We start from the raw sequence: 21,754 nt of genomic DNA on the forward strand, positions 1-21,754 counted from the left end.
CCGAGGGTAACCGCCCGAAACGCCCGGATCACGACCATGGTGCGCTGTGACGGTGGGCACAGTGGTTTGATTTGATGTCGTGTTGGGGTCCTATCGAGCCGTCGCGGCGACGTTGCGTAGTCGCTGGCCGCTCTACATGGCCTCGATGGGGGCGTCGAACCTGTTCGGCGCGCTGCTGGTGTTCGCGTTCGTCCGGTACGGCATCCCGCTGTCCGAGAACGAGAACATCATCGCGGACCGGGTCCGCAACTTCGCGGTGTTCGCGGTGTATCTGGTGTTCGCCGGGATCGTGAGCCTGACGGCCGCGGCCCTGATGCTGCGGGCGGTGGTGCGGTGGCAGCTGCGCGGCGGCCCGCCGACCCGATCCGAGCAGATGTCCGCGCTGCACGCGCCGCTGCGGCAGGCGATCGTGCACCTGGTCCTGTGGATCCTCGGCGGCGTGCTGTTCGTGTTCCTCACCGCGGAGGAGATGCCGGAGCTGGCGGTGGCGGTGGCGATCACCGTCGCGATGGCCGCCACGAGCACGTTCGGGTTCACGTACATGCTCGGCGAGCGGATCCTGCGGCCGGTGGCGGCGCGGGCCCTGAGCGAGGGGGAGTTCGACCGGACCCTCGCGCCGGGTGTCGGTACGCGCCTCGCCATGACGTGGGGGCTCGGCACGCTGATGCCGGCCGGCGGCATCGCCCTGCTGTGCGTCACGCAGCTGACCACCGACGTCGAGTTCCCGGTGGACGCGATGGCCTGGGCGGTGCTGGCCCTGTCGGTGATGGCGATCGGTCTGGCGGGGGTGCTGTCGTCGCTCACCGCGGCCCAGATCTCCGACCCGGTCAAGCAGCTGCGCTGGGCCATCGAGCGGGTCCAGCGCGGCGCGACGGACGTGCAGGTCGAGGTGTTCGACGGCAGCGAGATCGGCCGCCTGCAGGTCGGCTTCAACCGGATGATGGCCGAGTCCGACGAGCGGCGGCGGCTGCGCCAGCTGTTCGGTCAGCACGTCGGCGAGGACGTGGCCCGCCGTGCCCTGCAGTACGGCACCGAGCTCGGCGGGGAGACCCGCTACGTCGCAGTGCTGTTCGTGGACATGGTGGGATCGACGGCGACGGCGGCCGAACGCCCGCCGGGCGAGGTCGTCGAGCTGCTCAACGAGTTCTTCCGGGTCGTGGTGGACGTCGTCGACCGGCACCACGGCTTCGTCAACAAGTTCATGGGCGACGCGGCGCTGGCGATCTTCGGCGCTCCGCTGGACCGGCCCGACGCGCCCACCGCCGCGCTCGCGGCGGCCCGGGAGCTGCGATTCGCGCTGGACGAGATCACCGATCTCGACATCGGCATCGGGGTCTCGGCGGGGCTGGCGGTGGCCGGCAACATCGGCGCGGCCGAACGGTTCGAGTACACCGTCATCGGCGATCCGGTGAACGAGGCGTCGCGGCTGACCGAACTGGCGAAGCTGCGGCCGAGCCGGGTGCTCGCGTCGTCGAGCGCGTTGTACTTCGCCGACGACGAGGAACGGGCCCACTGGGAGCTCGGCGACGAGGTGCAGCTGCGGGGCCGCCGCCGGGTGACGCATCTCGCCTGGCCGGTGCGGTATCCGGAATCGGGCCACGAGTGACGGACGGCCGGACGAGTCGGCGACGAAAAGGACGATCCACCCTCCGGTCCGCTTGGCTACGCTGAATCCTGTGGCGCAGCCCCGACGTGATCCGCCAGCACCCGACGCCACGCGGCGCCGGGGTCGCTTCGGGCGGGTGAAGTGGCTGCTCGCCGTGGCGCTGGTCGCCCTGCTGGTCGTCGAGGGCATCTACCTGTGGCCGACGCTGGCCGACTCCTGGCGCGCTCTGACCGAACTGCACTGGGGCTGGCTGGCCGCGTGCATCCTCGCGCAGGCCCTGTCGCTGAGCGGCTTCGCGGAAGTCCAGCGACGGCTGCTGCGCGCCGGGGAGGTCGTCGTCGGGCACGTGCGCTCGGCGTCGGTGATCTATGCGAGCACGGCGATGGCGGTGACGTTGCCGGCCGGTCCGGTGTTCTCCACCGCGTTCACCTACCAGCAGACCCGGCGCTGGGGTGCGACGCCGGTGGTGGCGTCGTGGCAACTCGCGGTCTCGGGGGTGATCGCGGCGGTGACGCTCGCAGCGGTCGGCGTGGGCGGCGCGTTCGCGGTCGGTACGCGGGTGAGCCCGGTGACGCTGGTGCTGTCGGTGGCCGGGGTGATCGCGTTGATCGTCGGTGTCCGGTACGCGTCCCGCAATCCGTCGTCCGTCGAGTCGGCCGGGGCGTGGGTTCTCGCGCGCGTCAACCGCCTGCTGCGCAAGCCGGCCGACACCGGGTTGGAGAAGTTCGAGCAGGTCCTCGGGCAGATCGAGGCGGTGCACCTGGGTCGGCGCGACGGGCTCGCCACGATCGGCTGGTCGGCCGTGCACCGGGTCTTCGACGTCGCGTGTCTGGGGTTCGCGTGCTGGGCGGTGGGCGGGGAGCCGTCGCTGCCGGGACTGCTGATCGCGTTCGCGGCCGCCAAGGCGGTGGGGAGCATTCCGCTCGCGCCCGGCGGGCTGGGTTTCGTCGACGGCACGTTGATCGCCACGCTCACCGCGGCCGGGATGAGTGCCTCGCAGGCCCTGGCGGCGGTGTTCGTGTACCGGGGCGTGAGCTTCATCCTGGTCGCACTGGTGGGGTGGACGGTGGTGGCTTTCAAGTTCCGGACGAGCCGGCACGAGGAGGACATCGACGCCGATCTCGAACGCGAGGAACACGCCCGTTCGGTGCTCGAACGACGTCGCGGCCGGGCCGCGAGCGAGGGCACCCCCGCGCCGGAGTGAGATCCACCTCACATCAAAAGTAGTTGCGGAATCAACCATTGGATGCGATCGTTGACTGCATCGAAGGTTGAAACTTCAACCAATACTCGACCAGGAGGAGCACCCATGACCACCGCCGCCACCACCGCCACCTTCCCCGGGCTCACCGCCGGCACCTGGGTCATCGACTCGGTCCACTCCACGGTGGGCTTCACCGTCCGGCACCTCGTCGTCAGCAAGGTGCGCGGCACGTTCGACGACTTCTCGGGCGCCGTCACCGTCGCCGAGGACGGCACGGTCGCCGTCGCCGCCGAGATCCAGGTCGCGTCCATCGACACCAGGAACGCCGATCGCGACGCCCACATCCGCTCCGCCGACTTCTTCGACGCCGAGCAGTTCCCGACCGCGACCTTCCGGTCCACCGGCGTGCGCACCGCCGGGAGCGACTACGTGGTCGACGGCGAGTTCACCCTGCACGGCGTCACCAAGCCCGTCGAACTGAAGCTCGAGTTCAACGGAGTGAACCCGGGTATGGGCCAGGGCCCGGTCGCCGGCTTCGAGGCCACCACCGTCCTCAACCGCAAGGACTTCGGCATCTCCATCGACATGCCGCTCGAGGGCGGCGGCGCCGTCGTCGGCGACAAGATCACCATCAACCTCGAGATCGAGGCCGGCCTGCAGGCCTGATCCCGTCCCGCACAGCGAGCGCTCTCCCGTCCCGGAGGGCGCTCGCTGTCGTCGTCGCCCTACGCTGGACGACGTGAAGAAGTACGCACCCGCCCTGATCGACGTCGTCCTGGTCATCGTGTTCGCCGCGCTCGGACGCGCGAGTCACGACGAGGGGGTCGATCTGGTCGGACTCGCGAGCACGGCATGGCCGTTCCTGGCCGGCCTGACCGCGGGATGGATCGCGACGGCTGCGCTCTACAAGGAGAAGTTCGATCCGTGGCTGGTCGTCCCGACCGGCGTGCTCGCCTGGCTGTCCACCGTGGTCGTCGGGATGCTGTTGCGGGTCGTCACCGGCCAGGGCACCGCCGGGTCGTTCATCGTCGTCGCATCGATCGTGCTCGCGGTGTTCCTGCTCGGGTGGCGCCTGCTGGCGGGCCTCTGGGCGCGCCGACGCGTCGACGCCGCCTGACCGTTCCGCCCCGTCCGAGCCGTAGTGCGCATATCGGACAGGGTCCGGGGCGAACGCCGTCCGGGAGACCGGGGCTGTGCGAGAGTGACAGCCATGAGCGAGACCGCGCCGCCGCCCGAACGGACTCGGGAACGAACCTTCTTCGGCCAGCCCTTCGCCCTGGCCAACCTGTTCGGTGTCGAGATGTGGGAGCGATTCTCCTTCTACGGCATGCAGGGCATCCTGATCTACTACCTGTACTACTCGGCCGCCGACGGTGGACTGGGGATCAGCGAGCTGGCCGCGACGTCGATCGTCGGCGCGTACGGCGGCACGGTCTACCTGTCGACGATCCTCGGCGCCTGGATCGCGGACCGGCTGCTCGGTTCCGAACGCACGCTGTTCTACAGCGCGATCCTCATCATGCTCGGCCACATCTCGCTGGCTCTGCTGCCCGGACTCGCCGGAGTGGCGGTCGGCCTGGTGTTCGTCGCGGTCGGCAGCGGCGGCCTCAAAGCCAATGCGACGTCGCTCGTCGGTGATCTCTACGACGAGCAGGACACCCGTCGCGACGCCGGGTTCTCCATCTTCTACATGGGCATCAACATCGGGGCGCTGATCGGTCCGCTGCTCACCGGGTGGGCGCAGACCGAGCTGGGCTTCCACTACGGATTCGGCCTGGCCGCGATCGGCATGGCGCTCGGCCTGATCCAGTACACCCTCGGCCGCAAGCACCTGCGCGGGATCGGCGCCACGCCCCCGCACCCGCTGCCCGCCACCCAGCGGGTCCGCGCCGCCGGGATCGCCCTCGTCGTGCTCGCCCTGATCGCGGTGCTGTTCGCGACCGGACTGGTCACCGTCGACAACCTGTCCGACGTCGTGGTCGGCACGATCGTCGCGGCCTCCGTCGTCTACTTCGTGGTGATCCTGTCCAGTCGGCAGATCACCCCGGCCGAACGCAGCCGGGTGGTCAGTTTCATCCCGATGTTCCTGGCCAGCGCGGCCTTCTGGTCGCTGTTCCAGCAGCAGTTCACCACCGTCGCGGTCTACGCGGACAAGCGCCTCGACCGCAACCTGTTCGGCTGGGACTTCCCGCCGGCATGGGTGCAGTCGATCAACCCCGTGTTCATCATCGTGTTCGCCGGTGTGTTCGCCGCGCTGTGGACCCGGCTCGGGCCCCGGCAGCCGTCGTCGCCGGCGAAGTTCGCGATGGGCACGATGCTCATGGGCATCGCATTCCTGTGCTTCGTCCCGATGTCCGGCGGCGGCCCCAACAGTGCTCCCGTGCTCGGTCTCGCCGGCATCCTGCTGCTGTTCACGTTCGCCGAGCTGCTGCTCTCCCCCGTCGGGTTGTCCCTCGCGACGAAGCTCGCCCCACGCAACTTCCACACCCAGATGGTGGCGCTGTTCTTCCTGTCCGTCGCACTCGGCACGGCGATGGCCGGCACGCTCGCCAAGTACTACGACGAGGCGAACGAGAAGCCGTACTTCGCGTGGATCGGCTTCGGTTCGATCGCGATCGGCGTCGTGCTGGCGCTGCTGTCGCCCTGGATCCGGCGGAAGATGCAGGGGGTGCACTGACCCGGCGGTGTCACCGACCGTAGGTCGACGATGTCACCGACCGTAGGTCGACGGTGTGCACGGGCGCGGCGGGCTCACCGGAGGGCCAGCCACACCGCCAGCCCGAATCCGGCGAGTGCGACCCCCACCCGCAGCACGTCGGGCGGGATGCGCCGGACCACCGGCGGTCCGCACCACCCGCCCGCGACGGCCCCCAGCGCCATCGCCGCGGCCGCACCCCAGTGCACCGGGCCGAATGCGGCGAACCCGATCGCCGCGACGAGGTTGGCCACCCCGAGCAGGTAGCTCTTGAGGATGGTGGCGCGCCAGATGTGCTCGGAGGTGCAGATCAGGGTCACGGCGAGGAAGACGACGCCCGCCCCGGCCCCGAAGTAGCCTCCGTACACGGCGACGACGAACAGCAGCGCCGAGTACGGTCCCGGCAGGTCCCGGCCGCCGGACAGGGCGCGGATCCGCGGCTGGAGCAGCAGCGCGAGAGCCGCGAACGCCACCATGTAGGGCACCACCGCCTCGAACGACCCCGCCGGCGCCCACACGCCGACGAGGCCGCCGAGCGCCGAGTACGCGGTCCACCGCCACAGCCGTGGGCCGGTGTCGACGACCTCGCGGGTCGAGTTGGCGAGTGCCCCCACGCCGACCCCCACCATCGCGACGGTGTTGGTGACGTTGGCGGCGACGGGTGGCAGCCCCGCGGCGAGCAGCGCCGGGTACGACACGATGGACGCAAGGCCGGTGACGAACCCGATGAGCCCGGCGAAGAACCCCGCGACCGCGAGCAGCAGCAGGTCGACGGGGGTCACGAGCGACAAACGTACCCGGGTCCGCTCCGACGGGACCGTCGAGGTCCGCGGCGGTCAGCCGTCGGTGGGCGGCTTGGCCAGCTCCCGCAGGAACATGTCGGCCATCTTCACCGCACGGTCGCCGCCGTCGGCGTTGGCGACGAACACCGCGAACGCCAGATCGCCGGTGTATCCGTAGAACCACCGGTCGTCGCCGCTCGCGGCCGCGATGCCGGCCAGACCCGGGTGACCCTTCAGGAACGATGCGGGGCCGCTGCGCACGTTCTCGGCCATCGCGGCGCGCAACGCGTCGGTCACCTGCGGTGGCAGCGGTTCGACGGTCTCGTCGACCTTCGCCGACCTGCCCTGCACGATCGCCGGCAGCGGCGCTTCCCCCCGCGCGACGGACGCGGCGAGCAGCGCGGCCCCGAACGGACTGACGAGCGCCTCGCTGCCGCCGTCCGAGCCGGAGAACTGCACCACGCCCGACCGGTTGTCCCCGATCTGCGCGGTCTCGAAGTCGAACCCCGGAACGTCGTAGTCGAGTCCGAGCCCGAGCCGGCGGGCGGTGGCGGCCAGATCGTCGGTGCTCACCGAGACCGGATCGACGCCCCGGTCGAGGCCCGCGGCCAGGCGCACCGGATCCAGTACCTGTCCGGCCGGGTACAGCCCGCGCGAGGCGACCGGTCCGAGTTCCATCGCCCAGTTGTTCACGTCCAGGGCCAGGACGCCGCCGGTGGACGGCTGGATGGCCACGATGGCCGCGGGGGTACCCACGCTGACCACGGCTTCCTTGGCGGCGAGCTGGACGTGCGAATCGAGGGTCGCCTGCAGGTCCGGCGGCGGCGGGCCCTGGAAGCCGGCGAGCTGCACGGGGTCGGCGCCGGGTTCTTCGAGGGTGACGGCCCAGCCGGCGGTGGCGTCGCGTTCGAGCTGCCAGGCCGCGCGCAACGGGTCGAGCAGGGGTGTGGAGATCCGCCGGTCCGCGCTGATCAGGGTCGGTGTCTCGACCACCACGACGCCCGGGATGGACACGATGTCGTCCTCGAGGAACTGGTAGTCCTGGTCGCGCAGCTTCACCGCGGTGATGCGCGCGCCCGGGTCGGCCGCGAGGTTGCGCTGCAGCAGGTCGGCGGTGATGACCGGGGCGACCGGTTCGAGTACCTTCGCGAGCCGTGTCGTGGTGTCGACCGGATCGGACGTGAGGGCGGGGTCGACGACGACGGCGTTGATGGTCTGTTCGGCCATGAGCAGCCGACCGGTGCGGTCGAAGATCTTCGGCGGGGCGGCGTCGGTGCGCACGTGGTGCACGGTGCGGGTCCGGTTCAGGTCGGGCACCAGCACCTGCGGGTCCCAGGAGATCCGCCAGCCGACGGCGAGGTTCTTGGCCACGCCGTCCACCTGGTAGCCCCAGTCCTTGCCGGGCCCGAAGTTCCAGTCGGCTCCGAGGGAGAAGAATCCCGTCTGCTCGTTGAGTTCGACGAACTGGGCGACGTCGAACTCGACGTCACCGTCCTTCATGCCCTCGAACATCTGGCTGATCGACGTCTCGGCGGCGTTCGGGTACGAGGTGAGGGCGGCCGCGCCGGCGGCGTCGCGTTCGTTCAGTTCCGCGACGAAGTCGTCGACGAGTCGCTGCGCGTCGCTCCGGGAGTCGTCGAACACGCAGGACGCCATGCCCGCGGCGAGAACCACGACGGAGACCAGGGCTGTCACGCGGCCGCGCATCCTGCGCCAGTCCCGAAAACCCATAACGACCAACTTTCACTTCTGTCACTTCAGCAACAAGCACGTCCTGCCTACGATGCGATCACGATTGCGCCTCGAACCGCGTATCACCCCCTCAGCAGGCGTCCCGCCACGTCCACTGCCGGCGCCGAACTGCCCGCTCCCGCAACGAAAACCGCGAATGCGAGGTCTCCCTGCGAGCCGACGAACCACCCGTGGGCACCGGTGCCATCACCGTACTCTGCCGTCCCCGTCTTACCGACGAGTTCGGGGATGTCCCGCAGCGCACTCGCGGTTCCCCCCGTGACAGTCTCCCGCATCATCGTCCGTAACGCGGCAGTGACCTCCTCCGGCGCGGCGCCGGGCGCGCGATCGGCCACCCCCGGCCGGCCCTCGACGAGCATCGGCAGCGGTGTCGACCCGTGCGCGATGGACGCCGCCACGAGTGCCATCCCGAACGGGGACGCCGTCACCCGGCCCTGGCCGATCGCGGACTCGACGCGCTCCGCCGGCGTCCGCGCCTCGGGCACGTTGCCGGTGACCGTGACCAGTCCGGGCGTGACGTAGTCCACCCCGAGCCCGAACTGTGCGGCCGCGTCGGTGAGCGCGGTCGCCGGCAGTCCCACGGCGAGCCGGCCCATCGTGGTGTTGCACGAGAAGGCGAAGGCGGTGTGCAACGGGACGGAGCCGAGGTCGAAGCTGTCGTCGTTGGGGATGACGCGACCCTCGATGTTCGCGGTCCCGGGGCACGGCACCACCGTGTCGGGGGTCGTGGCCCCGGCCTGCAGCGCGGCCGAGGTGGTGACGGTCTTGAACGTCGAGCCGGGCGGATACAGCCCGGTCAGGGCGAGCGGCCCCTCGGCGTCGGCGGCGGCGTTCTGCGCCACCGCCCGCACCGCCCCGGTGGACGGCTCGATCGCGACGATCACCGCCGGTTGCTGCATCGGCGCCAGGACCGCCTCGGCGCGCGTCTGCAGGTCCAGGTCGAGCGTGGTCTGCAGGTCCGGCGCCGGTGGACCGTCGGCCCCGGCGACGCGGCGCGCGCTGCCGTCCCCGGACACGAGCCGCACGGCCCAACCGGCGGACGCGTCCTGCCCCTCCTGCCACAGCTCGCCCAGCCCGGACAGCACCGGCGAGGCCAGGGTTCGGTCGACCGTCAGCAACCGGGTCTGCCGGACGAGGGTCACCCCGGGCAGCGCGGCGAGCTGCGCTTCGATCGGCGCGAGGTCGGTCTCCCGGAGGGTCACCGCCGTCACGGGCTTGCCCGCCGCGGCGGCGACGTCGGCGGCAAGCGACTGCGCGGTGATCGTGGGCGCGGCCGTCGCCAGCAGGGGCGCGACGGCCGCCGGGTCGGCGGTGGCATCGAGGCTCACCAGCGTCACGACCTGTTGTTCGAGGATCGGCTGCCCGCGGCGGTCGAGCACCGACGGCGCCGGACCCACCGTGGTCGTGTAGCTCAGGGTGGTGCCGGCGGTCAGGTCCGGGGCGAGCAGCGCCGGATCCCACTCGATGCGCCAGCCCTGCGGGTCGAGGTCCACCGCACTGCCGGACGTGCGGTACGCCCAGTCCCGCCCGGCGCCGAAGGTCCACGCGACGTCGAGGTCGAACGTGCCCGCGTCCCCCGTGCCGGCGAGGTTCACGTCGGGGCGGACCGTGCCGGACCCGTCGACGCCGAGACCGTCGAACACGTCGCCGATCGTCGTGGCCGCCGCCGCGGGGTCGGTGGTGAGGTCCGCCGCGGCCTGCACGTCGCCGGCCTCGAGCGCCGCCGCGAACTCGCCCACGACGGTCTCGGGCTGGTCGGGCCCGAAGGAGCACCCGGCGGCCGCGAGCGCGGCGACTACGGTCGTCAGGAGCGGAACCGGTCGGCGTCGAAGGATGGGCACGACCACGATCATGCCCGAATTCGGACGGTGCCGTCGGGCACGACCCGGGAGGGCGTGCCGTACAGGCGGCACGTTGTGACGCGGGTCGCGGTCGCGCAGAAAACCGGTTGCCGCTCCGCGATCACCGATCTACCGTGGATTCTCGTCACGTTCCCGCCGATCGGAGAAGGCCGTTGCTCCTGTAGAGGTTTCGCCCGCCGCGCCGCACCCTGCGCGCGGTACGTCGTCACCTACTGCCGGGAGCAGCCATGTCACACCCTTCCCCGATTCTCTCGGACCTCGCGTTCACCTGGCCGGACGGCACCGTGGTGTTCGACGGTCTCGACACCACCCTCCCCACCGGCCGCACCGGACTCGTCGGGCGCAACGGGTCCGGCAAATCGACTCTGCTGCACATCATGTCGGGCGATCTGCCCCCGACCCGCGGTTCCGTCACGATACGTGGCCGGGTCTCGCTGCTGCCGCAGGACATCGTCCTCGACCGGCACCGCACCGTCGACGCCGTCCTCGGCATCGACGGCGTGCGTGCGGCACTGCGGCGCATCGAGGCCGGCTCGACCGCCGCCCGCGACTTCGACACCGTCGGCGAGCGCTGGGACGTCGAGGAGCGCGCCCTGGCCACCCTGCACCACCTCGGCCTCGACCGCATCGTCCGATCCCCCAGCGACTTCGATCGCACCGTCGGCACCCTCTCCGGCGGCGAGACCGTCCTGCTGGCCCTCACGGCCCGTCTGCTCGACGAGCCCGACGTCCTGCTGCTCGACGAACCGACGAACAACCTGGATCCGGCGGCCCGCACGCGTCTGTACGACGTCCTGCGGGAGTTCCCCGGGACCCTCGTCGTCGCGACCCACGACCGCGACCTGCTCGAACGGGTCGACACCGTCGCCGAGGTACGGGACGGAGACCTGCGGCTGTTCGGCGGCAACTACAGCGAGTACGAACGCATCGTCGCGGCCGAGCAGGAGGCCGCGCTGGCCGCGGTGCGCGACGCCCGCGCGGACGTGCGCCGGCAGGCGCGCGAACTGCGCGACTCGCACATCAAGCTCGCCCGGCGAGAGCGCTACGGCCGCAAGATGTTCGAGAACAAGCGGGAGCCGAAGATCGTGATGGGCGCCCGCAAGCGGCAGGCCCAGGAGTCGGCGGGCCGGCTGCGGCGCGAACACGAGGGCAAGCTCGCCGGCGCGCGTGAGACCCTCGAGCAGGCCCAGGACACCGTGCGCGACGACCGGGAGATCCGGGTGGACCTGCCGGAGACGGAGGTGCACGCCGGGGCGCGCGTCGCCGAGGGTCCGCTCGAGATCGTCGGCCCGGAGCGGATCGCGCTGCGCGGACCCAACGGTTCGGGCAAGACGACGTTGCTGCACGCCGTCGTCGCGGCCGGCCCCCGGGTGCCGTTCGCGGTGCTGCCGCAGCGGCTGGACATCTTCGACGGGACGCTGTCGGTGGCGGACAACGTCGCGCTGCGTGCCCCGCACCTGTCGGCGCAGCAGGTCCGGGCGTTGCTCGCCCGGTTCCTGTTCCGCGGTGCCGACGCGGACGTGCCGGCGGCCGCCCTCTCGGGCGGCGAGCGCCTGCGGGCGGCGCTGGCGACCCTGCTGGCGGCGGACCCGGCGCCGCGGCTGCTGCTCCTCGACGAACCGACCAACAACCTGGACCTGCCCGGCCTCACACACCTGGTGCAGGCGCTGCGTGCCTACCGGGGCGCCCTCGTGGTGGTCAGCCACGACGAGCGGTTCCTGGCCGACATCGGCGTGACCCGGTCGGTCAGACTGGAGCGGTGAGCCATGCGATCAACCCTGTCGACGGAACCCGCATCGCCTTCTCGGTGATCGACTCCGACGCCGGCGCCGGCAGCCCGTCGCTGCTGCTCGCGCACGGCAGCGCCCTCTCGTCCGCCATCTGGCGGGGATTCGGGTACGTGCGTCCCCTGCGGGAGCGGTACCGGCTCATCCTGCCCGACCTGCGCGGACACGGCCGCAGCGACAAGCCCCACGTCCCGGACGCCTACGCGATGGACCTGATCGTCGACGACGTGCTGGCGGTACTGGACGCCGCCGCCACCGACCGCGTCCACTACCTCGGATACTCGTTCGGAGCCCGGGTCGGCCTGTCGCTGGCGGTGCGGGACACCGGGCGGCTACGGACGCTCACCGTGGGCGGTGGCAGCGCCCGTGCGCAGGCCGGGACGTTCGACCGGTTGTTCTTCCCGGGATGCGCCGACGTGCTCGGTCACTACGGCATCGACGGGTTCCTCGAGGCATGGGCGGAACACCTCGGTGCACCCGTCGACGCGGCGACACAGGCCGCGTTCCGGGCGAACGACGCAACCGCCCTCGCCGCGTACATGCGGCGGTCGGATCGCGAACCCGGCATCGACGACGCCGCCCTCGCCGCGCTGGACGTGCCGACGCTGGCATTCGTCGGTTCGGAGGACGGCGAACGGATCGACGACACCCGAGAGCTGTCGCGGACGATCCCCGGGGCCCTGCTCGCCGTCATCCGGGGGTACGACCACGCGACGACGATCGCGGCGGCGCCGGAGGTACTGTCCGTGATCGAACCGTTCCTCGCGGCGCACGCCGACGACTCGTCCGGCTAACTCGCCGAGGACGGCTCGTCCACCCACTGCACGAGCTGGTAGACGATGCCGTTCGGGTCGCGCATCTGGAAGTACCGCTCGCCCCACGGCTCGGTCTCGATCGGGGTGACGATCGGTACTCCTTCGGCCCGCAGGCGTTCGTACTCGTCGTCGATCGTGTCGACGACGAAGGCGACGAGCGTCCCCTGCCCGGCGTCGCCCGCGATGCTCGCGGGCTTGAAGCTGCCGAGCCCGGTCCGCAGGAAGACGAGGTTGAAGCCGGCGTCCTCACGGGTGAGGGAGACGAACCCGTCCTCGGCCATCGCTTCGGTGAACCCGAGGTGGCGGGTTGCGAAGTCGGCCGACGCGGCCACGTCGGGAACGTTGAGGGACAGGGCACTGGCGGTGATCTGCACGGTGAACTCCTTCCGGTTGCACGACTCCGAACGTCCGGCGGACGCATCTGGTTCCCGCACCCCGCTGCGTGGGGGTGGCCGAATGTCACATCGCTTCGATCTGATCGACGGGATGTCACATTCGGCCCCCAAGGGGGTGTTGTCCGCCGCCCGGAGTCGGAGGACTCTCGGAATCACCCCTGTCCCCTCCGGAAGGCCCCACCGTGACGCACACCGTCTCCCCCGTCGACACCGCTGCTCAGCGCGTCCTCGACTCCGCGCTCGGCGCCGTCGATCTGATCGCGATCTACCTCGGCGACCGGCTCGGCTGGTACCGCAGCCTCGTCACCGACGGCCCCGCCGCCGCCGACGAACTCGCGACGCGCACCGGAACCGACCCGCGCTACGCCCGCGAGTGGCTCGAGCAGCAGGCGGTGACCGGTCTGCTCGAGGTCGACGACGACGATCCGCCGCGCTTCACGCTCCCGCCCGCGGTGGCCGAGGTCCTCACCGACGAGCAGAGTCTCAACTACCTCGGGCCGCTGGCCCGCATGTTCGCCGGGGTGTCCGTGCAACTCCCGGCTCTGCTCGACGCCTACCGCACCGGCGGCGGCGTGAGCTGGGCGCAGCTCGGCACCGATGCGCGCGAGAGCCAGGCGGACATGAACCGGCCGTGGTACGAGAAGGCGCTTCCGGGTGCCCTGGCGTCCGTGCCGGACCTGGACGCCCTGCTACGCCGGCCGGGGGCCGTGATCGCCGACATCGGCTGTGGCGGAGCATGGTCCACGATCGCGCTGGCCCGCGCGTACCCGCAGGCCCGGTTGTTCGCCGTCGACATAGATCCGGCGACGGTCGCCCTGGCCCGGACGAACGTCGCGGCGTGCCCCGACGTCGCCGACCGGGTCACCGTCGTCGAGGCCGACGCGGCCGGCCTGCCCCACGAACGCTTCACCGCCGCGTTCGCCTTCGAGTGCGTCCACGACATGCCGCGCCCCGTCGAGGTGCTCTCCGCGGTGCGGGGTGCACTCGCGCCCGACGGTGTCATGGTCGTCATGGACGAGGCCGTCGCCGACCGGTTCACCGCGCCCGGCGACGAGGTCGAGCGGCTGATGTACGGGTTCAGCATCGTGTGCTGCCTGCCGGACGGCATGAGCCATCCGCCGAGCGCGGGAACCGGCACGGTGATGCGCGCGGACACCCTGCGCCGGTATGCGCTCGACGCGGGCTTCTCGGACGTGTCGGTGCTGCCGATCGAGGACTTCGGGTTCTGGCGGTTCTACCGGCTGGCCCCCTGACCGGTCTCAGCACGACGCCGGCCGGCGTGCCTCCGACGGGTGTGCCTCCGACAGTGCCGGCGGGCCGGCCTCGGACAGTGCCGGCGGGCGGGCCTCGGACAGTGCCGGCGAGCCGGCCTCGGACAACAGCGCGGTGACGGTGTGCTTCATCAGCTCGGTGGCTTCGGCGACCGGCAGGCCGAGCACGTCGCGCAGCGCCACCCACGATCCCCAGGTGCTCGCCACCGCCACGGACCGCACCAGCCGGCCCCGGTGCGACGGGTCGAGCGCGGTCAGCTCCGCCGCGAACAGCGCGTCGACCTCTTCGACCACCCGGGCGATGTGCCGCAACTTGTTTCGCCGGATCCGTTCGGACTGCGGCGCTCTCATCGCGGACGAGCGCGCGAACGGCGCCATCAGTTCGAGCAGTTCGGCGCGCTGCCGGCAGAACGCGTCGATCCGCTCGCCGAGCGGCAGGTCGACGGGGACCGGGGCGAACGCGGAGTCCTGTCGCCGCAGCAACTCCGCCCCGGTCTCCGCGAACAGCGTCTCCAGATCGTTGAAGTTCGCCCACAGCGCCCGGAGCGAGACCCCGGCCCGGGCGGCGATCTGCGCCCCCGTCGGTTTCAGCTCCCCGGCCTCGATCAGGGCGATGTGTGCCTCTATCACTGCGTGGCGGGTCCGTTCGGCCCGCGCGACGCGTCCGTCGGTGACGGTCACGTGTCTCTCCTCCCGTGTCGCCGACCGGCTCCTCCCAACCGGTGCGGCGAACCCAATTGTGCCAGGGCCTGTGTCACCGAGGAGCGCGGCGCCGCGCGGGGAGCGGTTCAGTCGGGATCGAGAACGGGGGTGCGGGCCGTGGCCCGGACGATCGCGTCGCACAGCGCGCGAGTGGCACGGGCGCCGGCATCCCGGGCGAGGAGGGATCCGGGGAACGCGCCGCGGTGGCAGTGCAGTTCGACGGGCACGCCGGCCTGCAGGAGCCGTCGGGCGTAGTCGGTTGCCGCGTCCCGGAAGGGGCCGTGCTCGTCGACGGCGAGGTAGGTCGACGGCAGTCCGGTCAGGTCGATCCGGTGCGCGGGCCCGGACTGCTCGGTGGCCTCCCGGCCGCCGAGGTGGTGCCGCCGGTCCCGGGTGGCGTCGAGGTCGTCCCGTCCGGCGGCACCGTCGCGCACGGAGCCGGTCCGGTCGTCGAGTCCGGGTTCGAGCAGGGCCTGCAGCGCGATGTGCGGGCCGTCCTCGTCCCGTGCCCGCAGGGCGACGGCCGCGGCGAGGGCGCCGCCTGCGGCGTCGCCGAGGACGACGATGCGGTCCGGATCCATGTCCAGGCAGGCCGCGCCGGAGGCAACCCACTCGAGGACCGCGTAGCAGTCGTCCGCCGCAGAAGGAGGGTCCTCGGGCGCGAGCCGGTAGTCGACGGAGACGACGATCGCGCCGGTCGCGCGGGCGACGGCGGCGGCGAAGGCCTCGTCGGGGGCGGCGCTGCCGGGGCCCGACCCGCGGCCGGGGATCTCGAGCACGACGGGCCGCGCCGCGGGGTTGCCGTCCGGGCAGGTGTCGGGCGTGTGTATCCGCACGGGCACCTCGGGGTCGCCGAGCGCGCCGGGAACGAGCCATTCCTCGACGGTGACACCGGTGGTGTGGGGGGCCGCGAGGACCGGGTCGGGGAAGGGTGTCGCGTCGGCCGGTACGGGGTCGACGTCGGGCGAGTCCGGCATGAGCTCGGGCATGGCGACACGATAGTGGAACCTGCAGCCCGAGTGCAGATACCTGTCCCTGGTACCGGGACCGCACGGCGCGGCCCGGACCGCGGTCACCCGGAGAGCAGACCCTTGGCGATGTGCGTCACCTGGATCTCGTTGCTGCCCGCGTAGATCATCAGCGACTTCGCGTCCCGCGCGAGCTGCTCGACGCGGTACTCGGCCATGTAGCCGTTGCCGCCGAAGAGCTGCACCGCCTCCATCGCGACCTCGGTGGCCGCACGCGAGGAGTACAGCTTCATCGCCGACGCCTCGGCGAGAGCGACGGGCTTACCGGCCTCGGCACGCTCGATGGCGCTGAACACCATGTTGCGGACGTTGATGCGGGCGATCTCCATCTCGGCGAGCTTGAGCTGGATCAGCTGGAACTGCGCGATCTCGCGGCCCCACAGGGTGCGGCTGCGCGCGTAGTCCTTGCACAGGCGCAGGCACTCCTCGATGATGCCGAGGGCCAGGTAGGCGATGCCGATCCGCTCGGCAGCGAACGACTCCCGCGCGCTCTCCTTGCCGTCGCTGCGGCCACCCTCCTCGGTCTCACCGAGCAGCCGGTCGCGCGTGAGGCGCACGTTGTCGAAGAACAGCTCGCCGGTGGGTGAGGAGTTCATGCCCATCTTCTTGAACGGCGGACTCTGGGTGAGCCCCTCCATGCCCTTCTCGAGCACGAAGGCCAGCACCTTGCGGTCGCGCCGGTCGACGCTCGGGTCACCCTCGTCGAGCTTGGCGTACACGACGACGACGTCGGCGTAGGGACCGTTGGTGATGAACGTCTTCTGCCCGTTGAGGATGTAGTCCTCGCCGTCGCGCCGGACCGTGGACTTCATCCCCCCGAAGGCGTCCGACCCGGAGTCGGGTTCGGTGATGGCCCAGGCGCCGACCTTCTCGAACGTCACGAGTTCGGGCAGCCACCGCTTCTTCTGGGCGAGGGTGCCGCGGCTGCGGATGGTGCCGGCGGTGAGACCGAGGCTGACCCCCATCGAGGCGACGAGCCCGAGGCTGACGCCGGCGATCTCGCTGTTGAGCAGGGCCGCCATGCCGCCCGAGCCCATGCCGCCACCCGACTTTGCCGACGGCACCTCACCGGCCTCCTCCCGGGCGAGGGCCTTGTTCAGGCCGTCGCGGGCGAGCTCGTCGATGCCGAAGGCGGCGAACAGCTTGCGGATGATGTCGTAGGGCGGCAGCTCACCGCTCTCGAGCCGATCCACGTGCGGGCGGATCTCCTTTTCGATGAATCCGCGCAGGGCGTCACGGAACATGAGATCGGTGTCGGACCACGCGTACATGAACGAAATATAGAACACGTTCTCGAAAAGGTACACAGGCCGGCGCGGCGTGAGCGTGACGTCGGACATATTTAGCCTGCTATTAGTTAACGCACTATCTAAATGTCTAGACTCCGAGGTGCCACTCCCGCACGAAAGGCCCGAGAGAATGCACACCCGCCCCGGACCGTTCCAATGGCTCGCCTACGCCTTCGGCCGTCCCCTCCCGGCCTCGATGCGCGAATGGGTGCGCAACGACCTGGTCGGCGACCACGCCGTCGCCCGCCACATGATCCGCAGCCAGATCCCGTTCCTCCCGCTGTACGCCGCCTTCCTGCTGCTACCCGGCCCGGTGTGGCTGCGCCTGTCGACGATGGGGCTCGGCGTCGCGCTCGCCCTGTTCTTCTCCGCCGCCTACATGGCACAGAACCGTCGTCGCCGGCTCGAGCGCAACGGCCTGCCGGGCGACCTCGAGAACCCCCGGCGCGTCCGGCAGCGCGACGCCGAGAAGGCCGCCTACGAGGCGATGCATTCCGCGATGCGCGCCGGCTGACGGCCCCGACGCACGGCCGTCCGGGTACCGGGCTGCAGGAGCCGTTCTGGATCTGCTCGCCGATCCGGAATCCGCTCGCGCCGCGGCGGGGGCGAATTCCGGTTCGGCGCAGGAATTTCCGTGGACCCCGAGGGCGGTGAGTCCCTCAGTCCTTCGGTGTCAACAGGTAGACCGGGATCTCCCGCTCGGTGCGCCGGGCGTACAGCTCGTAATTGGGCCACACCTGCACCAGCACCTCCCAGTGCACGTCGCGCTCGACGCCGCGCGCGCGGCGCGGCACGACCACGGTGTCCTCCCCCCGGTAGGTCACCAGTGCCTCGTCGGCGGCCTCGAGGTTGTGCGCCCAGCCCGGCAGTTCGGGCATCCCCCAGTTGCTTCCGGCGACGAGCCAGCCGTCGTCGCGCGGGGCGCACAGCAGGGGGGTGCGGCGCTCCACCCCGCTCTTGCGGCCGCGGACCGTGAGCACCAGTTCCGGCAGCCCGGCGAGCGTCAACAGCGTGACCCGGCCGGACGTCACCCGCTGGAGGGTGTGGTCGACGGTGACGATCTGCGGGGTGAACCGCGGCAGCCACGGTTGCCGGCCGAGCTGCACCGCGACGGGACGCAGCGGGTTCACGGCGCCGCCCATCCGGCCAGGACCGTCCGCACGGCGGTCACCACCGCGAGCGGCTGGTCGATCATCGGATGGTGCCCCGCGGCGGGCAGTTCGGCCACGAGCGCACCCGGACCGAACTGCGGCCGCATGCGACCGAGCAGATCGAGGGCGACGATCCCGTTCTCGGAACGGAAATAGGCGACGCGGCACTTCGCCTCGAAGCTCTCGAGGCTGGTGCGCCGGTCCTTCGTCATCCGCAGGGCGTCGAACTTCCAGCTCCAGCCGCCGGGCACCTGCCGCATGGACTGACGGGCGATGTGCTCGAGCACGTACGGCTCGGCGGTGTCCTGCGGCGGGACGAGCCGGAAACGGGCCATCGCCTCCTCCGCCGTCGGATACACCTTCGTGCCGCTGCGCTCGCGGGCCACCTGAGCGCGCATCTCGATCTCCTCGGGCGTCAGGTCCCGGATCGGCGAGTCGAGGATCATCACCCCGTCCAGCCGGTCGCCGTACAGGTGAGAGGCCACGAAGGACACGATCCCGCCCATGCTGTGCCCGACCAGGACCGGCGCTCCGGCGATCCCACCCGCCTGCGCCGCCGCGAGCACCTCGCGCGCCCACGTCTCGAGGGAGTAGTGCTCGCGGTGGTCGCTGTCCCCGTGCCCGCTCATGTCCAGCGCGACGACGCGCCGGCCCTGGGCGAGCTGGGGTGCGACGTGATCCCACCAGCACGAGTGCGCCATCCCGCCGTGCACCAGCACGATGCCGGGGCGGCCCTCCTCACCCCACGCGCGATACGCGATCGAGGCGCCGTCGACCTCGACGCTGCCCGTTTCCACCGGCGCGGACAGGGCCTCGACGAACCACTTCGGCGCCGAATCGTTGTCGATGCTCATTACCTGAATCTACTGCGTGGCGTGGCCCCGGTCACCAGGCGGGCCATCAGTTCGAGGCGCGGTTCCTCCTGCTCGGGTTGCGGGTGCACCACCGCCGCGACGGCCTCCCCGTCGAGCAGGTGCACCAGCGTGAACAGCAGCGTGTCGAACTCCGCCGGTTCGAATCGCGAGGCGATCGGCAGGGTGCGCCCGAATTCGGCGATCCGGCCGTGGTACCGCTGTGCCATGGGGGCCAGGCGTTCGCGCAGCGCGGGGTCGGTGCGCGCCGCGCCGAGCAGTTCGTACCAGGCGGCGTTGATCGGGGCACGGCACGCGGCCCGCAGCAGGCGCAGGCACTCGCGGACCGATTCGGGGCTTTCGTCGGGCCCGCCGAGTTGCGTCAACCCCAGCCGGAAGTTCGCGAACTGCCGTTCGCGGACGGCGTCGGCGGCCGCGATCATCAGGTCGAGCCGGGTCGGGAAGTGCCGGAACACCCCTCCGGAGGACACCCCCGAGCGGCGGCACACCTCCCCGATGGTGGTGGCCGTGTAACCCAGCTCGCCCAGCGACGCGACGGTCGCGTCGAGGATCCGTTCGATCGTCGCCGTGCGCCGCTGCTGCTGGGTGCGGCGCGACGGTGCCGCGGTCCCGGTCACGGCGCCGCGCTGCCGGCCGGGGCGGTGGCGGGCGGAGCGGCGGCGGGCGGAGCGGCGGCGGGCGGAACGGCGGCGGGCGGTGCAGCGGCGCGCGGAGCGGGGCGTCGCGCCGGCACCGGTCCGCGCGCGTCGGTGCCCGCGCGCAGGAACCGGCCGGCGCCGACGGTGGCGCCGTACCCGGGGACGAACTCGCCCGCGCGGAACACCACGCGACCGGCCACCGCGGTCGCGGTGACGGCGGCGTCGTTGCGGTTGACCATGCGGCTCAGCCCGCCGAACTCGGGCATGGGCGCCTCGTGGTAGGCGTCGGTGTCCTGGTTCAGCCCGGCCGGGTCGACGACCACGAGGTCCGCCCGGTCGCCGACGCGCAGGTGCCCGGCGTCGATGCCGTAGAAGTCGCCGAGTTCGCCGGTGAGCTTGTGGATCGCCGACTCCAAGGGCATGACGGGCTTGCCGCGCCGTGCGTATTCGTGGATGCGGCGCAGCATGCAGATGCCGTAGTTGTAGAACGCCATGTTGCGCAGGTGCGCACCGGCGTCGGAGAAGCCCACGGTCACGCCGGGCTGCCGGAGCAGCCGATTGGCCACCTCGGGCCGGTCGTTCGCGATCACCGTGTGCCAGCGGAACTTCCGTCCGTGCTCGACGACGAGGTCCAGGAAGGTGTCCACCGGATGCACGGCGCGGTCGCGGGCCACGTCGCCGATCGAGCGACCGACGAGCGACGCGTCGGGGCACCCGACGATGGTGGTGTCGTCGAAGTCGCGGTGCCACACGCGCGGCGAGAACTTCTTGTCGAAGTCCTGCCGGAACCAGCGCCGGTACGCCTCGTCGCGCAGCAGTTCGTTGCGGGCGACCTCCTCCTTCAGGTGCAGCGCGGCGCGCCCCGAACCGAACTCCTCGAACACGACGAGGTCGATCCCGTCGGAGCACACCTCGAACGTGGTGGGCAGGTGCTGCCACCGGAACGCGCCGCGCCCGATCCGGTTGGCGGCGAAGGCGATCGGACCGAAGATGCGGTGCACCCAGCGCTCGGCCTTGGTGTCGGCGGCGGCGAGCACGGCCGCCTTCATCGGCTTGCGGCCCACACCCGTGGTGGCGAGGGCGAAGAAGGCCACGTCGTACTTGGTGTTGAGGTTCGGCACAGCCTGCAGGACGCGGCCGCGGCGGCGCAGGATGCGGTGGATCCGGCGGAATTCGGACCACGACGCGTGGGTCGAGGGCAGGGTGCGGGAGCGGTAGCGATCGCCGTCGAGCTTGTCCCAGGGATTCGTCATGGTGGACACGCCCAGGAAGCCGGCGTCGAGGGCGTCCTCGACGCCGGCCTCGATCGCGGCGAGTTCGGCCCGGCTCGGCCGGCTCGAGGGATCGGTGGAGCGGCCCAGGCCCAGGACGGCCGCCCGCACGTCGGAGTGCCCGATGAACGCGGCGACGTTCGGGCCGAGCGGCAGGGCGTCCAGCGCGGCGACGTACTCCCGGGGCGACGACCAGGTCCGGCCCTGTTCGAGTGCCGTCAGGACGTGCTCGCGGGGCAGCGCCTCGACCCGGCTGAACAGGTCCGCGGCGTCGAGCGGCGGCACGAACACCGTCGAGAGCGAGCAGTTGCCCATGAGGACGGTGGTGACGCCGTGCCGCACCGATTCCGGCAGGCCGGGCGAGACGAGCACCTCGGCGTCGTAGTGCGTGTGCGGGTCCACGAAGCCGGGCATCACCCAGCGGCCGGCCGCCTCGATCACCTCGGTGCCCGGTCCGACGGGCAGTGGGTCGGCGCTCGCCGTCGCCACCACCCCGTCCTTGATGCCCAGGTCGCGGACCACGCCGGGGGCGCCGGTGCCGTCGAACCACAGTCCGCCGCGGACGACCAGGTCGAACTCGGTGGGCGCCGGTGTCGTGTTCATGTGATCTCCCTCACGTCGATGCACGAAGCAT

Annotated in this window: 20 protein-coding genes; 9 read left to right on the forward strand and 11 right to left on the reverse strand. The window is 71.5% G+C overall.

All coding sequences use genetic code 11. The annotated features are described in order from the left end of the window. Nucleotides 1-136: 136 nt before the first annotated feature. From F1734_RS23415 to F1734_RS23435, 5 genes are all read left to right on the forward strand, one after another. On the forward strand, nucleotides 137-1,606 hold the full coding sequence (locus F1734_RS23415; protein WP_010593548.1) for an adenylate/guanylate cyclase domain-containing protein: 1,470 nt from the start codon (nucleotides 137-139) through the stop codon (nucleotides 1,604-1,606). A 70-nt stretch (nucleotides 1,607-1,676) separates the two neighbouring features. After that, the gene (locus F1734_RS23420; protein WP_040274897.1) at nucleotides 1,677-2,810 is read left to right on the forward strand and encodes a lysylphosphatidylglycerol synthase transmembrane domain-containing protein; all 1,134 of its coding nucleotides are present in this window, start codon (nucleotides 1,677-1,679) and stop codon (nucleotides 2,808-2,810) included. 105 nt (nucleotides 2,811-2,915) lie between these two features. Further along, nucleotides 2,916-3,476 (forward strand): YceI family protein, encoded by a 561-nt coding sequence (locus F1734_RS23425; RefSeq protein ID WP_010593550.1) that lies wholly within the window; start codon nucleotides 2,916-2,918, stop codon nucleotides 3,474-3,476. Between the two features lie 73 nt (nucleotides 3,477-3,549). After that, the gene (locus F1734_RS23430; RefSeq protein WP_010593551.1) at nucleotides 3,550-3,927 is read left to right on the forward strand and encodes a DUF3054 domain-containing protein; all 378 of its coding nucleotides are present in this window, start codon (nucleotides 3,550-3,552) and stop codon (nucleotides 3,925-3,927) included. Nucleotides 3,928-4,020: 93 nt separating this feature from the next. Continuing rightward, nucleotides 4,021-5,487, forward strand: a complete 1,467-nt coding sequence (locus F1734_RS23435) for a peptide MFS transporter (RefSeq protein ID WP_010593552.1) — start codon at nucleotides 4,021-4,023, stop codon at nucleotides 5,485-5,487. A gap of 74 nt (nucleotides 5,488-5,561) precedes the next feature. Here the strand turns inward: F1734_RS23435 and F1734_RS23440 are convergent, their stop codons facing one another. From F1734_RS23440 to F1734_RS23450, 3 genes are all read right to left on the reverse strand, one after another. Next, nucleotides 5,562-6,287 carry a sulfite exporter TauE/SafE family protein gene (locus F1734_RS23440; RefSeq protein WP_203011134.1) on the reverse strand — a complete coding sequence of 242 codons (726 nt, stop codon included), beginning with the start codon at nucleotides 6,285-6,287 and terminating at the stop codon, nucleotides 5,562-5,564. 54 nt (nucleotides 6,288-6,341) lie between these two features. Then, nucleotides 6,342-8,018: an NTF2-like N-terminal transpeptidase domain-containing protein gene (locus F1734_RS23445; RefSeq protein WP_048773127.1), complete on the reverse strand. Its 1,677-nt coding sequence runs from the start codon at nucleotides 8,016-8,018 to the stop codon at nucleotides 6,342-6,344. Between the two features lie 83 nt (nucleotides 8,019-8,101). After that, nucleotides 8,102-9,892 (reverse strand): penicillin-binding transpeptidase domain-containing protein, encoded by a 1,791-nt coding sequence (locus tag F1734_RS23450; protein WP_010593555.1) that lies wholly within the window; start codon nucleotides 9,890-9,892, stop codon nucleotides 8,102-8,104. Nucleotides 9,893-10,128: 236 nt separating this feature from the next. On the opposite strand from F1734_RS23450, the gene F1734_RS23455 reads away from it, so the two are divergent. Then, nucleotides 10,129-11,664 (forward strand): ABC-F family ATP-binding cassette domain-containing protein, encoded by a 1,536-nt coding sequence (locus F1734_RS23455; RefSeq protein WP_140188928.1) that lies wholly within the window; start codon nucleotides 10,129-10,131, stop codon nucleotides 11,662-11,664. Next, on the forward strand, nucleotides 11,661-12,482 hold the full coding sequence (locus F1734_RS23460) for an alpha/beta fold hydrolase (RefSeq protein WP_040274894.1): 822 nt from the start codon (nucleotides 11,661-11,663) through the stop codon (nucleotides 12,480-12,482). Before F1734_RS23455 ends, F1734_RS23460 begins: the two co-directional genes overlap by 4 nt. Here the strand turns inward: F1734_RS23460 and F1734_RS23465 are convergent. Then, nucleotides 12,479-12,877, reverse strand: a complete 399-nt coding sequence (locus F1734_RS23465) for a VOC family protein (RefSeq protein WP_026138043.1) — start codon at nucleotides 12,875-12,877, stop codon at nucleotides 12,479-12,481. The two genes, F1734_RS23460 and F1734_RS23465, sit on opposite strands and share 4 nt — an antisense overlap. A gap of 203 nt (nucleotides 12,878-13,080) precedes the next feature. Here F1734_RS23465 and F1734_RS23470 point away from each other — a divergent pair, with 203 nt between their 5' ends. After that, nucleotides 13,081-14,151, forward strand: coding sequence for a class I SAM-dependent methyltransferase (locus F1734_RS23470; RefSeq protein ID WP_010593559.1), 1,071 nt, complete (start codon nucleotides 13,081-13,083; stop codon nucleotides 14,149-14,151). Nucleotides 14,152-14,157: 6 nt separating this feature from the next. On the opposite strand, the gene F1734_RS23475 is transcribed toward F1734_RS23470, so the two are convergent. The 3 genes from F1734_RS23475 to F1734_RS23485 form a co-directional block, all read right to left on the reverse strand. After that, nucleotides 14,158-14,850, reverse strand: coding sequence for a TetR/AcrR family transcriptional regulator (locus tag F1734_RS23475; protein ID WP_040274892.1), 693 nt, complete (start codon nucleotides 14,848-14,850; stop codon nucleotides 14,158-14,160). Between the two features lie 107 nt (nucleotides 14,851-14,957). After that, the gene (locus F1734_RS23480; RefSeq protein ID WP_010593561.1) at nucleotides 14,958-15,860 is read right to left on the reverse strand and encodes an alpha/beta hydrolase fold domain-containing protein; all 903 of its coding nucleotides are present in this window, start codon (nucleotides 15,858-15,860) and stop codon (nucleotides 14,958-14,960) included. An 83-nt stretch (nucleotides 15,861-15,943) separates the two neighbouring features. Next, entirely contained in the window at nucleotides 15,944-17,170 is a 1,227-nt protein-coding gene (locus tag F1734_RS23485) for an acyl-CoA dehydrogenase family protein (protein ID WP_026138044.1), read from the reverse strand. A gap of 148 nt (nucleotides 17,171-17,318) precedes the next feature. Between F1734_RS23485 and F1734_RS23490 the strand changes: the two genes are divergently transcribed. Further along, complete coding sequence (locus F1734_RS23490) at nucleotides 17,319-17,702, forward strand: DUF5313 family protein (protein WP_010593563.1); 384 nt, start codon at nucleotides 17,319-17,321, stop codon at nucleotides 17,700-17,702. 145 nt (nucleotides 17,703-17,847) lie between these two features. Here the strand turns inward: F1734_RS23490 and F1734_RS23495 are convergent, their stop codons facing one another. The 4 genes from F1734_RS23495 to F1734_RS23510 are packed head-to-tail and all read right to left on the reverse strand — an operon-like array spanning nucleotide 17,848 to nucleotide 21,723. Beyond that, the gene (locus tag F1734_RS23495) at nucleotides 17,848-18,330 is read right to left on the reverse strand and encodes a nitroreductase/quinone reductase family protein (protein ID WP_040274889.1); all 483 of its coding nucleotides are present in this window, start codon (nucleotides 18,328-18,330) and stop codon (nucleotides 17,848-17,850) included. Beyond that, complete coding sequence (locus F1734_RS23500) at nucleotides 18,315-19,193, reverse strand: alpha/beta fold hydrolase (protein ID WP_010593565.1); 879 nt, start codon at nucleotides 19,191-19,193, stop codon at nucleotides 18,315-18,317. The genes F1734_RS23495 and F1734_RS23500 overlap by 16 nt, the downstream gene beginning before the upstream one ends. Further along, nucleotides 19,193-19,828, reverse strand: coding sequence for a TetR/AcrR family transcriptional regulator (locus tag F1734_RS23505; RefSeq protein ID WP_010593566.1), 636 nt, complete (start codon nucleotides 19,826-19,828; stop codon nucleotides 19,193-19,195). The genes F1734_RS23500 and F1734_RS23505 overlap by 1 nt, the downstream gene beginning before the upstream one ends. Further along, nucleotides 19,825-21,723, reverse strand: a complete 1,899-nt coding sequence (locus F1734_RS23510; RefSeq protein ID WP_203011135.1) for an N-acyl-D-amino-acid deacylase family protein — start codon at nucleotides 21,721-21,723, stop codon at nucleotides 19,825-19,827. Before F1734_RS23510 ends, F1734_RS23505 begins: the two co-directional genes overlap by 4 nt. Nucleotides 21,724-21,754 lie beyond the last annotated feature (31 nt).

The sequence above is a fragment of the Rhodococcus ruber genome (genome assembly GCF_016804345.1).
GTDB lineage: Bacteria > Actinomycetota > Actinomycetes > Mycobacteriales > Mycobacteriaceae > Rhodococcus > Rhodococcus ruber.